General features: G+C 71.7%; 14 protein-coding genes. 4 read left to right on the top strand and 10 right to left on the bottom strand.

Annotated elements, in window-relative coordinates; all coding sequences use genetic code 11:
- Positions 1–316: 316 nt before the first annotated feature.
- The 8 genes from ligA to ACFVYI_RS07335 all read right to left on the bottom strand — a co-directional run bounded on the left by ligA (position 317) and on the right by ACFVYI_RS07335 (position 8376).
- Positions 317–2602, bottom strand: coding sequence for an NAD-dependent DNA ligase LigA (gene ligA / locus ACFVYI_RS07370; RefSeq protein WP_387882190.1), 2286 nt, complete (start codon positions 2600–2602; stop codon positions 317–319).
- Positions 2603–2626: 24 nt separating this feature from the next.
- Positions 2627–3655, bottom strand: coding sequence for a methionine synthase (locus ACFVYI_RS07365; protein ID WP_387882173.1), 1029 nt, complete (start codon positions 3653–3655; stop codon positions 2627–2629).
- 60 nt (positions 3656–3715) lie between these two features.
- On the bottom strand, positions 3716–4405 hold the full coding sequence (locus tag ACFVYI_RS07360) for an SDR family oxidoreductase (RefSeq protein ID WP_387882172.1): 690 nt from the start codon (positions 4403–4405) through the stop codon (positions 3716–3718).
- A 13-nt stretch (positions 4406–4418) separates the two neighbouring features.
- The gene (locus ACFVYI_RS07355; RefSeq protein WP_387882171.1) at positions 4419–4943 is read right to left on the bottom strand and encodes a TIGR00730 family Rossman fold protein; all 525 of its coding nucleotides are present in this window, start codon (positions 4941–4943) and stop codon (positions 4419–4421) included.
- A gap of 16 nt (positions 4944–4959) precedes the next feature.
- Positions 4960–5466 (bottom strand): NUDIX hydrolase, encoded by a 507-nt coding sequence (locus ACFVYI_RS07350; RefSeq protein WP_387882189.1) that lies wholly within the window; start codon positions 5464–5466, stop codon positions 4960–4962.
- Positions 5381–6406, bottom strand: a complete 1026-nt coding sequence (locus ACFVYI_RS07345; protein ID WP_387882170.1) for a hypothetical protein — start codon at positions 6404–6406, stop codon at positions 5381–5383. Before ACFVYI_RS07345 ends, ACFVYI_RS07350 begins: the two co-directional genes overlap by 86 nt.
- 243 nt (positions 6407–6649) lie before the next feature.
- The gene (locus ACFVYI_RS07340) at positions 6650–7189 is read right to left on the bottom strand and encodes a GNAT family N-acetyltransferase (protein ID WP_387882169.1); all 540 of its coding nucleotides are present in this window, start codon (positions 7187–7189) and stop codon (positions 6650–6652) included.
- The gene (locus ACFVYI_RS07335; protein WP_387882168.1) at positions 7186–8376 is read right to left on the bottom strand and encodes a hypothetical protein; all 1191 of its coding nucleotides are present in this window, start codon (positions 8374–8376) and stop codon (positions 7186–7188) included. Before ACFVYI_RS07335 ends, ACFVYI_RS07340 begins: the two co-directional genes overlap by 4 nt.
- Positions 8377–8642: 266 nt before the next feature.
- On the opposite strand from ACFVYI_RS07335, the gene ACFVYI_RS07330 reads away from it, so the two are divergent.
- From ACFVYI_RS07330 to ACFVYI_RS07315, 4 genes are all read left to right on the top strand, one after another.
- Positions 8643–9134, top strand: a complete 492-nt coding sequence (locus tag ACFVYI_RS07330) for an ATP-binding protein (RefSeq protein WP_387882167.1) — start codon at positions 8643–8645, stop codon at positions 9132–9134.
- Positions 9131–9265, top strand: coding sequence for a hypothetical protein (locus tag ACFVYI_RS07325; protein ID WP_387882166.1), 135 nt, complete (start codon positions 9131–9133; stop codon positions 9263–9265). The genes ACFVYI_RS07330 and ACFVYI_RS07325 overlap by 4 nt, the downstream gene beginning before the upstream one ends.
- 341 nt (positions 9266–9606) lie before the next feature.
- Positions 9607–9756: a hypothetical protein gene (locus tag ACFVYI_RS07320; RefSeq protein ID WP_387882165.1), complete on the top strand. Its 150-nt coding sequence runs from the start codon at positions 9607–9609 to the stop codon at positions 9754–9756.
- Positions 9753–10931 carry a methyltransferase domain-containing protein gene (locus ACFVYI_RS07315; protein ID WP_387882164.1) on the top strand — a complete coding sequence of 393 codons (1179 nt, stop codon included), beginning with the start codon at positions 9753–9755 and terminating at the stop codon, positions 10929–10931. Before ACFVYI_RS07320 ends, ACFVYI_RS07315 begins: the two co-directional genes overlap by 4 nt.
- 56 nt (positions 10932–10987) lie before the next feature.
- Here ACFVYI_RS07315 and mnmA read toward each other — a convergent pair whose 3' ends face one another.
- Positions 10988–12124: a tRNA 2-thiouridine(34) synthase MnmA gene (gene mnmA / locus ACFVYI_RS07310; RefSeq protein ID WP_387882163.1), complete on the bottom strand. Its 1137-nt coding sequence runs from the start codon at positions 12122–12124 to the stop codon at positions 10988–10990.
- A 47-nt stretch (positions 12125–12171) separates the two neighbouring features.
- Positions 12172–13356, bottom strand: coding sequence for a cysteine desulfurase family protein (locus ACFVYI_RS07305; RefSeq protein WP_387882162.1), 1185 nt, complete (start codon positions 13354–13356; stop codon positions 12172–12174).
- Positions 13357–13462 lie beyond the last annotated feature (106 nt).

Here is a 13462-nt window from a genome sequence, read left to right as displayed (position 1 = left end):
GATCCATAAGCCCTGTCCTCCGTCGGGCCCGCCCCGTCAGGCCGCCTTACGGTGAGGCACCGTACCGGTGCCGGCAGCTGCCGGGCATGAGCGACCCCGCGGAGACCGGCTCAGCCGGTGCCCCCACCCCTGCTGACATTCTGTTGCGCTCCAGGGTATTCCGGGGTCCACCCGGCGGGCAGACTTTCGGACAACCGGGAGCGCGCCACCGCGTTCGGGTGCCGCACAGTGACACAATGCCCGCTTTCACCGCGCGGCACCCGGTGACGTTGCATCAGGACGATAACAAGACGGACTCAATGGCTCCGCGTGCGGGTCACCCTTCGGCCGGCGCCTGCTCGGCGGCCTCGGCGACGGCCTCCGGTTCGGGCAGGCCCAGGTGCCTGCGCGCCGCCTCCGGCCCCTGCTCCAGCAGCACCGTGAAGCCCGCGTCGTCCAGGACCGGCAGCCCGAGCTGAACGGCCTTGTCGTATTTGGAACCGGGATTGTCACCGGCGACCACGAAATCGGTCTTCTTCGACACCGATCCGGTCACCTTCGCTCCGCGCGAGGTCAGCGCCTCCTTGGCGCCGTCCCGGGTGTGCCCGGCCAACGTGCCGGTGACCACGACGGTCAGCCCCTCCAGCGGACGCTCGCCCTCCTCCTCGGCGGCCTCCTCGGTGAAGCGGACGCCGGCCGCGCGCCACTTCTCCACGATCTCCCGGTGCCAGTCCACCTGGTACCACTCGATGATCGACCGCGCGGTGCCCGTGCCCACGCCGTCGGTCGCGGCCAGCCGCTCCTCGCTCGCCGCGAAGATCGCGTCCAGGTCGCGGAACTCCCTGGCCAGGTCCTGGGCCGCGACCGGGCCCACGTGCCGGATCGAGAGACCGTTGAGGAAGCGCCAGAGCGGGCGGTCCTTGGCCTTCTCGATGTTGTCGAGCAGCAGCCCGGTGTTCTTCTTCGGCGCCCCGGTGGTGGTGGCGAAGAAGAACACCTCCTTCTCCTCGCCGGTCTCGTCGTCGAGCTTGGGCATGCCGGTCTTCTGGTCGCGCACCAGCACCTTGATCGGCAGCAGCTGCTCCACCGTCAGGCCGAAGACGTCGCCCTCGTTCCCCACCGGCGCCTCGGCCGGCGCCAGCGGCTGGGTCAGCGCCGTAGCCGCGACGTAGCCCAGGCCCTCGATGTCCAGCGCCGAACGCCCGCCGAGGAAGGCGATCCGCTCGCGGATCTGGGCCGGGCAGAACTGCGCGTTGGGGCACCGCAGGTCGATGTCCCCCTCGGCCATCGGGCGCAGCTCCTCGCCGCACTCGGGGCAGTGCGAGGGCATCACGAACGGCACCTCGGTGCCGTCCCGCAGGTCGTAGACCGGGCCGAGGATCTCCGGGATGACGTCGCCGGCCTTGCGCAGCACCACGGTGTCGCCCAGCATGACGTCCTTGGCCTTCACGACGTCCTGGTTGTGCAGCGTCGCGTACTGGACCATCGAACCGGCCACCTTGACCGGCTCGGCCAGCACCGCGTACGGGGTGGCCCGACCGGTCCGCCCGATGCCGATCTTGATCTCGGCCAGCGTGCCGGTGACCTCCTCCGGCGGGTACTTCCAGGCGATCGCCCAGCGCGGGGACTTCGAGGTGGCCCCGAGCCGGCCCTGCAGGGCGATCTCGTCCACCTTGACGACCACGCCGTCGATCTCGTGCTCGACCGAGTGCCGCTGCTCGCCGAAGTGCTTGATGAAGGCGCGGACCTCGTCGAGGGTCCGCACCACCTTGTTGTGCCGGGCGGTGGGCAGGCCCCAGTCGTGCAGCAGCCGGTAGGCGTGCGACTGGTCGTCGATGTCGAAGCCGACCCGCGCGCCGATGCCGTGCACCACCATGTGCAACGGCCGGGAGGCGGTGACCAGCGGGTCCTTCTGGCGCAGCGAGCCGGCGGCGGCGTTGCGCGGGTTCATGAAGAGCCGGATCATCGCCCGGGGGCGCTTGCCCTCCTTGGCCCGCTCCTCGTTCTCCACCCGGCGGCGCTCGTTCTCCTCGGCGAAGGAGGCGTTGAGCGCCTCGAAGGCGTCGGTCGGGAAGTAGACCTCGCCCCGGATCTCCACCAGCTCGGGGATGTCCTCGCCCTTGAGCCGGTGCGGGATCTCCTTGATGGTGCGGACGTTGGCGGTGATGTCCTCGCCGACCCGGCCGTCGCCGCGGGTCGCCGCCTGCACCAACTGACCGTTCTCGTAGGTGAGGTTGACGGCCAGGCCGTCCACCTTGAGCTCGCAGAGGTAGTGGTAGTCGATGCCGGCCAGCTCGGCGGCGACGCGCTCGGCCCAGGCGGCCAGCTCGTCGTCGTCCATCGCGTTGTCCAGGCTGAGCAGCCGCTCCCGGTGCTCGACCGGGGCGAACAGCTCGGTGGGCGCGCCACCGACCCGCTGGGTGGGCGACTCCGGCGTGACCAGCGCCGGGTGCTCGGCCTCCAGCCCCTCCAGCTCGCGCATCAGGGTGTCGAACTCGGCGTCGCTGACGACCGGCGCGTCCTGTCCGTAGTAGCGGGCCCGGTGGTCCTCGATCTCGGCCGACAGCTCGGCGTGCCGCCTGCGCACCTCCGCCGGAACGTCCTCCCAGCCCTCGACAGCCACCACCGCAAGCCCTCCGTCAACTTCTCATTCCGGGTTGTCCACCAGGCTCTGGCCCGCCCTCACGCTGTGTGACAGAGCCGTGCGCGCATAGGACGGGGAGGCCCCGGCCAGCCCGCAGGTGGGCGTCACCAGCACACGGCGGCCCAGCAGCTCCGGGGCGAACCCGAGCCTGCGCCACAACGTCCTGACACCCTGGACACTACCGGCCGGGTCGGACAGTGCCGTTGATTGAGCGAGGGCTTGGTCAGTGGACGGGACGACACCGGCGAGGATCACCGTGCCCGCCTCGATCGCCTCGCCGAACTCCTCGTCCTCACGTTCCGTCAACAGCGAGAAGTCCAGGGACACTCCGGCCACCCCGGCCCGGCGCAGCAGCGGCAGCGGCACGGCCGGCGCGCAGCAGTGCACCACCACCGGCACGTCGACGCTGCGGATCACCTCGCGCAGCGCCTCCTCGGCGACCTGGCGGTCGACCGAGCGCAGCCGCTGGAAGCCGCTGGCGGTCTTCACCCCGCCGGTCAGCACCGCGGGCAGCGAGGGCTCGTCGAGCTGGAGCACGATCTGCGCGCCGGGAATCCGGCGGCGGACCTCGTCGAGGTGGCGGCGCAGCCCCTCGGTGAGCGAGCCGGCGATGTCCCGGCAGGCGCCGCGGTCGGCGAGCGCCTTCTCGCCGTACTTCAGCTCGATCGAGGCGGCCAGCGTCCAGGGCCCGACGGCCTGCACCTTGAGCGCACCCCGGTAGCCCTGGGTGAACTCCTCCAGCGCGTCGAGGTCCTCGCCGAGCCAGGCGCGGGCCCGCCGGGTGTCGCGGCCCGGGCGGTCGGCGAAGCGCCAGCCGCTGGGCTCGGTCTGCGCGAACAGCTCGACCAGCAGGCCGGCGCTGCGCCCGATCATGTCGGCGCCCGGCCCGCGGGCCGGCAGTTCGGGCAGGAACGGCAGCTGCTCCAGTGCCCCGGTGGACGTCCTGGCGGCCTCCCGCGCGTCGGTACCGGGCAGCGATCCGACACCGGTGGCAGCGCCACGCAGGTCGGGGAAAGAGTGTCCGTTGCTCACCCGACCGAGCCTAGTGCGCGCGGCGTGGGAAGTCGGACCGGCCGACTTCCCACGCGGGGCTCACCGGCCCGGGCGGACGGTGATCTCGGTGATCTCAGCGTCGCGCGGAAGGTCGAGCGCGGTGAGCAGGGCCTTCACGACCGACTCCGGGTCGATCCAGCGCTCGGCGTCGTACGCCTTGCCCTCCTGCTGGTGCACCTTCACCTGCATCGCGGTGGCGGTTCGCCCCGGGTAGACGGACGTGACCCGGACGCCGTTGGCGTGCTCCTCCAGCCGCAGCGAGTCCGCGAGCGCCTTCAGACCGTGCTTGCTCGCCGCGTACGCCGACCAGTCGGCGTGGGCGTTGAGGCCCGCGCCGGAGTTCACGAAGACGACGTGGCCCTTGACCAGCCGCAACGAGGGCAGCAGCAGGCGGGTCAGCTCGGCGGGCGCGACCAGGTTGACGTTCAGGGTGTCCTGCCAGGCCTTGACCGGCAGTTCGCCGACCTGGCCGAGCTCGACGACGCCCGCCACGTGCAGCAGCGAGTCGAGTTCGATCGGCGGCGCCTGGTGGCCGAGGGCCCAGGAGAGCTTGGCCGGGGCGCCCAGGTCGCCGACCAGGGTCTGCGCCCCGGGGAAGCGCTCGCGCAGTTCGGCGGCCCGGCGGGCGTCGCGGGCCAGCAGCCAGAGGTCGTCCCCGCGTTCGGCGAGACGCTCGGCGAGGACGGCGCCGATGCCGGAGCCCGCGCCGGTGATCAGATGTGCAGCCATGCCCGTGATCCTCTCAGGCCTTCAGCTGTGCGAAGACCTGGGCCGGAGCGTCGGCGAAGGTGATCAGCTCGCCCAGCGGGCGCGGCAGGAACCCCTCGGCGTCCATCCGCTCCAGCTGGGTGCGCAGGCCCGCGTAGAAGCCCTCGGTGTCCAGGACGATCACCGGCTTGTCGTGCAGCGCGTGCTTCTTCAGCTCCAGCACCTCGGTGACCTCGTCCAGCGTGCCGAGGCCGCCGACCAGCACGACGACCGCGTCCGCGCGCATCAGCAGCTGCGCCTTGCGCTCGGCGAGGTCGGCGGTGGTGATCAGCTCGTCGGCGCCCTCGTACGCCTTGTGCCGGAGCAGCTCGACGGAGACCCCGACCAGCCGGCCCCCGGCCGCCTTCACCCCGTCGGCGAGCAGCCCCATCAGCCCGGCGTGGGAGCCGCCCCACACCAGGGTGTGCCCACCCTCCCCGAGCAGCCGGGCGAACTCGGCGGCGGGGGCGGTGTAGCGGTCGTCGAGCGAGTACGCGGAGCAGAAAACGGTGATGTTCATAGTGCTCCCCGGTCTATCACGCCCCGGGGACCCTTCTCACCGGCATTACCCGCCGCCGGACGAGCAGACGGATCCCGTCGTGGGCACGGACCGCCGGAGCGGCACCGCCCTCGCGGAGCGCATCCAGCACACGCACCGCGTACACCTCGGCCATCCGGTCGGACACCTCGGCCGGCGTGAGCCAGGCGACGGCGGTCGACTCCTCCGAGAGCTGCTCCGCCCCGCTCTCGGGGTGGCACCGGAAGACCAGGGCGACGACGCCCCGGGGCACGTTCTTGTAGACACCGGTCAGCCGCTCCACGCCGACCTTGATCCCGGTCTCCTCGAAGACCTCGCGCCGCACCCCGTCCTCGACGGACTCGGACAGCTCCAGCACCCCGCCGGGCGGCTCCCACGTCCCGTTGTCGGCCCGGCGGATCGCCAGCACCCGGCCGTCCTCACGGACGACCGCTCCCGCAACGGACACCGAGTGGAGCGGCGTCGACCGGGGCTTCCCGGTGCGGTGACTCATGCACAGGAGGATACGAGCCCCGGCCCACCTGGGCATGTCGGTCCGAGAGGACACCCAGGACGGCGACCAGACCTGCGGCGAGACGGTCCGCAGCGGCGGCACCGGGGGCGTTCGCCGGCCGGTGGGACGCCAGGCGGGCGGCAAGCCAACCCGGGGAGGCCCAGCCGGCCTCGATGGCCATGGCGGTGACCCGGCGCAGCAGGTCGTCCGCCGGCACGGCGCGAGCGGCCCGCTGGAGGTCGGGCGGCAGGTGCTCGGCCATCCGCCCCCAGTGCGTGGCATCGGGCAGGGCCGGCTGTTCGCTCGCGCGCGGAGTGGTACCTGTCACCACAACAGTAACCATCTCCTCTACCTGGTAAGGGACTTCCTGGTTCAATCCGCACGTGCGGAGCGTCGAGCCCGTACGTGCGGACCTGTCCGACTCCGCACCTGCGGACTTCCGCTCACCGCAGTGCGGCCTTGGCAACACCGCACGTGCGGAGCTCATCGACTCCGCACGTGCGGGCTTGTCGGCGGCGCAGCGAAGCAGCTCCTGCTTGACACGCCGGGCGTCGGCGCGCAGGACGGCGAGGGCGGCGTCCCAGTCGGGGACGCCGCCCAGGGGCATGGTGACGGCGTAGCCGCGCACCCGGACACCGGAGGGGCCGTGGACCAGGGCCATGACTCCGGCCGCCTCGGCGGCGCGGTAGAAGCCGGGGACGGAGTCCTTGGAGACCCGGCAGGCGCGGGAGAACCAGAGATTGGACGGCGGGCAGTGGAGGTTGGTCCCGTCCGCATCGGCCTTCTGCGCGGCGTGCAGGAGGAAGAGGACGAAGGACGGCCCGAGGGACTTCCAGGGCCCACCGGTCGGGACGCTCTGCATCCACTGCCCGACCCGGATCCGGAACTCGTTCGCGGGTGGGGTGCCGGTGGGACGGGAGAGGGCTAGAGCCTCGGTCGTGACGACGTGCACGTTCAGCCTTTCGTGGCCGATATGCGAGCCGGAAGACAGCACGGCTGGCATACTGGCCGAGGTTGGTAGACGCGTGCGCCGGAACCGCCAAGTTGTAGGCGTACGCGTGGAAATGGCCACCGCCCGACTGGGCGGTGGCCATTGCAGTTTATGCCAACAGAGCAGCAGATTTGACGGACAGTCATAGATTCGCTGCGGTGAGTACTTGCGAGTTCGAGCGGGAACCCCAGGCTCTCCTGAGGATCAGACGAGGTCGAGAACCATCACATCGTGCCGGGCCGCCCCCTCCCAGGGGATCGCCGAGCCGACCCTCCGGTAGCCCCACGCTCGGTAGGACGCCTGAGCCGCCGCAGCCTGCGGTCGGCTGTTCAGCATCACCCGGGCATTGTCGAGGCCCTCAACAAGGGTGCGGTGCATCCGGGTGGCGACGCCTTTGCGGCGCCACCCGGGCCGAACCGCCAACTCGAAGAGCCCGAACGTGCGCTTCCCGTCCTCCCGCCTGAGATCGTCGGGCACGGGGTCAGTCAGGGTGTCCCACCATCCGGTGCTCGCCGATAGCGGGTAGCCGTAGGCCATGCCCACTGCAGTGTCGCCGTCGAAGGCGACGGCAGCGCGGAAACCGCGTCTCCGCACCTGCGAGCGGAACCGCCGGAAGGCCCGCTCCACGTCGGCCGGCCCCTCCCCGTAAGGGGGCTCCGCGAACGCCTCCGCGAACACCTCCTTCAACTGCGGCTCAAGACCTGCCGTTTCCTCACCATGAAGAAGCCGAACAGTCACCGTCACACCGTCCTCCGCTTTCGCACCGTCACACCGAGCACCCTGAGCTCCTCGACACAGTCCCGTGCCACCGCTGTGTCCACACCCGCGGCCGAGGCTGCCACCGTACGCAGCCGGTCAGCGAGCCGAGCCGAAGCCATCCCTTGTGCGGCATTGGCGCTGGCAACCACCTCTGCACAGGCTTCCTCGACCTCGCCCACCTTCATCAGCACCTCGGCCAACCGCGCCCGGTACAGTGCCGCGTTTCGGCTGTACGTCGGGCCGAGCCGGTCGACGGCGGCCCGAAGGAACGGGACCGCGTACGCCGGGTGCCCGGTCTCCACATGCCACGCGGCCGTCGCGTAGTCCACCTCGACCTGACCGGCAAACGCCGTCCACGGTGGTGCATTGGTGTCCCTGTCGGACCTGTCTTGCCACGTCAGAGCCTGTGACAGAGCCCGCCGGGCCCCCGGATGGTCACCTGCCGATGAAAGCGCCCGAGCCTGCCGCAGCGCGACCACTGATTTCACTCTCGGCCCGCCGTGCACCTGGGCGATCGCCCCGGCGGCGGTCACCGCCGCGACCGCTTCCCAAGGCCGTTTCTGCTCAACCGCGAGCAGAGAGAGGCTGTCAAGCGCCCGAACCTCCAGCACCGGATCGTCCACCAAACGGGCCGAGGCCAACGCCTCGACGCACGCTACACGGGCCGCCGCCGTCCTCCCCGCGTCGAACTCGATCCATCCGAGGTGAGAGTGCAACGTTCCTGCCAGGCCGTGAAGTTCACGCCCGACTGGTGCAAGGTACACCCCATCGGTCATGACCTTCTCTATGCTCCTCAGCACGCGCGTGGCAGCCTGCCGAGCGACCCGGCCGCCGCGCGAATGATCAATGGCATACAGCCCGGAAATGTCCGACTGGAAGGCCCGCACGTCGATCGAACCGATGCGCCGGCCGGTCCGCGAGGTTGGGAGGGCGGAGACACCGAGGAGGGCTCCGACATCTACGACGAACTGTCGACGGTGCAACACGCCTTCCTGTTGCCCGCACTTCGGTGTGCTGTGAACCCGCTCCAACGGGACGGTGAAACCGAGTTCGGCAAGCGGGACACCCAAGAGTGCTTCCAGTACAGCCTGTTGCCCGGGGTGCGGCAGGGGCGGATCGGGCGACTCCCACCGACGGAGTTGGCGCACGCTCACTGCTGCGTCAACGCCCATGCGCCGCGCCATGTCCGAGAACGCCGTAACAAACGCCTCTTGGGTGTATCCGGCGACTCTTCGTTGATCGGCTAATGGCAGCACTGACACAGACCCCCCTCAGCAAACGTACGACCAGGACACCCTCCCACCGAGTAACGCCCCGCATGCGCCAAACGTCCGGTGGAACGTCCGGTCCCGATCGACCCACGGGCCCTCCCGGAACGGTGAACTAGGAGTACCTCGCCAGCGCATCGACCAACAGCGAGAGATCCACCAAACCACCCGTGGGGGTGACCTTGCCTCGACCCACCACGTTGTCGGCTCACACGGGCTGCGGACGCAAGCAACTGCTCCGCCCTCCGGTGACTGCCATCGCCGAGCCGACCATCGGCGAGCTGACCGAGTCGGCGGCCTTGTACCTGCCCTACCAGCCCGAATCGGTGGGCCGGGCTCGGCGGCTGGTCCGCGAGGTGCTGACGGAGTGGGGTCTGCTCCACCTGATCGACACTGCTGCGTTGGTCACCAGCGAGCTGGTGACCAACGCAACGAAGACCGGATGTCATCGGCGAATGACGGTCAGCGTCACACTCGTCACCGACGCGACCGTGCGGATCTCGGTGCGGGACGGCTCGCGATGCCTGCCCGTCCTCCTCCCCGCCTCCGACGACGACGAGTGCCACCGTGGGCTCGCGCTCGTCCATCAGCTCACCGGCGGCCGGTGGGGAGTCACGGTCGAGCCGTTCGGCAAGGTCGTCCATGCCGATGTCGCTCGGTGACCGACCTGTCCACGAGGCGACACTCCGACGATCTCGAAGCCCTCGAACCCCTCCGGGTCTGGACCGCCTGCGCCGTATCAGCGGCGGCCCTGTTCCACCTCGTCGCCGCCGCGCTCGTACTGACCCGCTGACCTCCTGCTCGTGTCGCCGCCGGGCCGGCGGCGACACGAGCAGGACACCACCGCGCCACCGATCGAGAGGAGCACCGCCATGCCCCCCAACACCCGCCCCCTTCGCCCCGGCCGCCGGACCGTCAACCGAGCAGGTCAAGCGGGCAACGAGCGGTAACCCCACCGGCTCCCGCTGCCCGGACGAGGCAATCCCCGGTGACAGCGGAGGCATCCGCGCGGGCGGTCACGCGCCCACACGGAGCTGCCGCCCCGCATACCTCCTGGAGGATGCGAGAGGCGGCCAGGCGACACCCCGGCGGGCGGCAATCGCCCGCCGGCCCGACCAGCACGGAGGTACGGACATGGGCAAGCGCGGCGGCGGAACCGGCGACGGCAAGGGCGGCGGCCAGCAGGACGACAGCAACAAGGGCGCCGGGCACGGCGGCGGCGGTTGGGACGAGGGCGGGAACACCTCGGACGGTTCGGCCCCGGCGGGCGGCGGCAGCAAGTGACCGGCGAGACGCACAAGGAGGCGGGCCCCCTGGGGCTCGCCTCCGCGCTGGTGGCCGGCGGCGCGCTCTCCTCCGACTGGCTCCCCTCCTTCAAGGCGGTGCCCCGCGAGCTGTTCGTCCCGGACCGCATCTGGCCGGGCATCGCGGACGGCACCGAACAGAATCCGGTGGTGTACCGGTCGCAGGACCCCGAGGCGTGGCGGCGGGCGGTGTACTCGGACATCCCGCTGACCACGCAGTGGGACGACGGGAGCCACGAGGGGGACGGGCTCGGCACGACGCCGACTTCGTCCAACTCCATGCCGACCATGGTGTTCTCGATGCTCCAGGACCTGGACGTGCGACCGGGCGACCGGGTGTTGGAGATCGGCGCCGGCACCGGGTGGAACGCCGGCCTGCTGGCTCACCGCCTGGGCGATCCCCACGTGGTGACCGTCGAGTACGACCCGGACGTTGCTCGCGGCGCCCGGGAGAACCTGGCGCGGGCCGGACTCGGACCGACCGTGGTCGAGGGCGACGGGCGGGCGGGGTGGGCGGACGGTGCTCCGTACGACCGGGTCATCGCCACCTGCTCCCTGCTGGAGATCCCTCCGGCGTGGCTGGAGCAGACGGCCCCCGGCGGGATCGTCGTCGCCCCGTTCGGCACCGAGTACGGCGGCGAGCAGATCGTCCGGCTGACCGTGAACGACGACGGGACCGGCGCGAGCGGCAGGTTCACCCGGAGTTCGGCGTTCATGCGGCTGCGCCAGCAGCGCACGGACCGGCCGCCCTTCGAGGACTACCTGCACGGGCAGGAGTGGCCGGCCGACGGGGTGAGGAGCACGACCGCCCTCGCCCCTCCGGACACGGGCGGGTGGTTCGAGCAGTTCCTCGTCGGGTCCGGTGTGCCCGGTGCGTTCTGGCGGGCGGAGCGCTACGAGGACGGCGCGTACACGCTGTGGCTCTACAGCCGGGACACCCTGTCGTGGGCCTCCGCCGACTACGAGCGGGACCGCACGGAGTACGAGGTGTACCAGTCCGGCCCCCGCAGGCTGTGGGACGAGGTGGCCGCCACCTACCGGTGGTGGGCCGACCAGGGCCGCCCCGGGTACGAGCGGTTCGGCCTGACCGTCGCCCCGGACGGGCAGCGCGTCTGGTTGGACTCCCCGGACCGTCCCGTTCCGCGGCACGCGTGACACGCACCGGGGCCCGGCCGTCCGGCGCGGACGGCCGGGCCCCGAAAACCGTAGGACTACGCGGTGACCGCCCGGCGCTCCGTCGTCGCGATGGTGGCGGAGCCGACGACGCGGGTGCCGTCGTACAGCACCACGGCCTGGCCGGGGGCGATGCCGCGCACCGCGGTGTCCAGGGCGACGCGCAGTTCGCCGTCGACGACCGAGGCGGCCACCGGGACCTCCTCGCCGTGGGCGCGGAGCTGGGCGGTGTAGCGGCCGTCGGCGAGCGCCTCGGTGCCGCACCAGCGCGGGCGGATCGCGGTCAGGGCCGTCACGTCCAGGCCCTCGACCGGGCCGACGGTGACCGTGTTGTTCACCGGGGAGATGTCGAGGACGTAGCGCGGCTTGCCGTCGGCGGCCGGGCGGCCGATCCGCAGACCCTTGCGCTGGCCGATGGTGAAGCCGTAGGCGCCGTCGTGCTCGCCGAGCTTGGTGCCGTCCGCGTCGACGATGTCGCCGGTGGCGGTGCCGAGGTGCTTGGCCAGGAAGCCCTGGGTGTCGCCGTCCGCGATGAAGCAGATGTCGTGGCTGTCCGGCTTCTTGGCGACGGCCAGGCCGCGGCGCTCGGCCTCCTCGCGGATGACGTCCTTGGTGGTGTCGCCGAGCGGGAAGAGCGAGTGGGCGAGCTGGTCGGCGTCGAGCACGCCGAGCACGTAGGACTGGTCCTTGGCGGCGTCGACGGCGCGGTGCAGCTGGCGCTCACCGGAGGGCAGGTCGATGATCCGGGCGTAGTGGCCGGTGCAGACGGCGTCGAAGCCGAGCGCGATCGCCTTGTCCAGCAGCGCCGCGAACTTGATCTTCTCGTTGCAGCGCAGGCAGGGGTTGGGCGTGCGGCCGGCCGCGTACTCGGCGACGAAGTCGTCGATGACGTCCTCGCGGAACCGCTCGGCGAGGTCCCAGACGTAGAACGGGATGCCGATCACGTCGGCCGCCCGGCGGGCGTCGCGGGAGTCCTCGATGGTGCAGCAGCCGCGGGCGCCGGTGCGGAAGGACTGCGGATTGGCCGAGAGCGCCAGGTGCACGCCCGTCACCTCGTGGCCCGCTTCGGCGGCACGGGCGGCGGCGACGGCGGAGTCCACCCCGCCGGACATCGCCGCGAGCACGCGCAGGCGGCCAGTGGACGGGGCGGTCGGGGCACCGGGGAAGTCAGTCATGATGCCAACAAGAGTACGTGGTCACGGCTGACTCACGACCGGGATATTCAGCGCCTCGCGGCCGCCGCCAGTCCCGCGTTGCGGGCGCGCTGGACCACCGGTGCGATGGCCCCGGCGAGCGCGGTGACGTCCTCCCTGGTGGAGGTGTGGCCGAGCGAGAACCGCAGCGAGGCGCGGGCCAGCAGCGGGTCGACGCCCATCGCCAGCAGGACGTGGCTGGGCTGCGGCACCCCCGCCGAGCAGGCCGAGCCGGTCGAGCACTCGATGCCCTGGGCGTCGAGCAGCATCAGCAGCGCGTCGCCCTCGCAGCCGGGGAAGGAGAAGTGCGCGTTGGCGGGCAGCCGCCCCTGCGCCGTCGGGTCGCCGTTGAGCACCGCGTCCGGGACGCCGGCCAGCACCGAGGCGACCAGTTCGTCCCGCAGCGCGCCGAGCACGGCCGCGTGCTCGTCCCGCCGCTCGACCGCGAGCGCCGCGGCGGCCGCGAAGCCCGCGGTGGCCGGTGCGTCCAGCGTGCCGGAGCGGACGTCGCGCTCCTGGCCGCCGCCGTGCAACAGCGGCACGGGCGTGGCGCCGCGCGACAGCAGCAGTGCGCCGATGCCGTACGGGCCGCCGACCTTGTGGCCGGTGACGGTGAGCGCGGTGAGCCCGGACTCCGCGAAGGAGACCGGTACCTGACCGAGCGCCTGGACCGCGTCGGCATGCATCGGGATACCGAACTCAGCTGCCACCGCGGCGAGTTCGGTGACCGGCTGGACGGTGCCGACCTCGTTGTTGGCCCACATCACGGTGACCAGCGCGACGGAGGCGGGGTCGCGTTCGATCGCCTCGCGCAGCGCCGCCGGGTGGACCCGGCCGTAGCCGTCCACCGGCAGGTAGTCGACCTGGGCGCCCTCGTGCTCGGAGAGCCAGTGCACCGCGTCCAGCACCGCGTGGTGCTCGACCGGGCTGCACAGCACCCTCGTCCGGGCCGGGTCGGCCCCCCGTCGGGCCCAGTACAGGCCCTTGACGGCCAGGTTGTCGGACTCGGTGCCGCCGCCGGTGAGGACGATCTCGCTGGGGCGGGCACCCAGCGACTCGGCCAGCGACTCGCGGGACTCCTCGACCACGCGGCGGGCCCGGCGGCCCGACGCGTGCAGGGAGGAGGCGTTGCCGACGACCCCCAGGTGCGCGCTCATCGCGGCGATCGCCTCGGGCAGCATCGGCGTGGTCGCCGCATGGTCCAGGTATGGCATAACCATCCGATTGTAGAGGGCCACCGCACGGCGCTCGGGCCACCGGAGCGATCCGGGCACCGCGCAGCGTCCGCAAACGCCCCGATCCGGCCAACCGTCCGCCACC

Source organism: Kitasatospora sp. NPDC058218, assembly GCF_042882445.1.
Taxonomy (GTDB): domain Bacteria; phylum Actinomycetota; class Actinomycetes; order Streptomycetales; family Streptomycetaceae; genus Kitasatospora.
The sequence above is the reverse complement of the archived record's forward strand: the minus strand, read 5'-3'. Positions and strand labels throughout refer to the sequence as shown.

Excerpts from the sequence above, each read along its gene's own strand:
- ACFVYI_RS07360 (WP_387882172.1), bottom strand. The coding sequence starts at position 4,405 with ATGGCTGCACATCTGATCACCGGCGCGGGCTCCGGCATCGGCGCCGTC.
- ACFVYI_RS07355 (WP_387882171.1), bottom strand. The coding sequence starts at position 4,943 with ATGAACATCACCGTTTTCTGCTCCGCGTACTCGCTCGACGACCGCTAC.
- ACFVYI_RS07335 (WP_387882168.1), bottom strand. The coding sequence starts at position 8,376 with ATGGGCGTTGACGCAGCAGTGAGCGTGCGCCAACTCCGTCGGTGGGAG.
- ACFVYI_RS07320 (WP_387882165.1), top strand. The coding sequence starts at position 9,607 with ATGGGCAAGCGCGGCGGCGGAACCGGCGACGGCAAGGGCGGCGGCCAG.
- mnmA (WP_387882163.1), bottom strand. The coding sequence starts at position 12,124 with ATGACTGACTTCCCCGGTGCCCCGACCGCCCCGTCCACTGGCCGCCTG.
- ACFVYI_RS07305 (WP_387882162.1), bottom strand. The coding sequence starts at position 13,356 with ATGCCATACCTGGACCATGCGGCGACCACGCCGATGCTGCCCGAGGCG.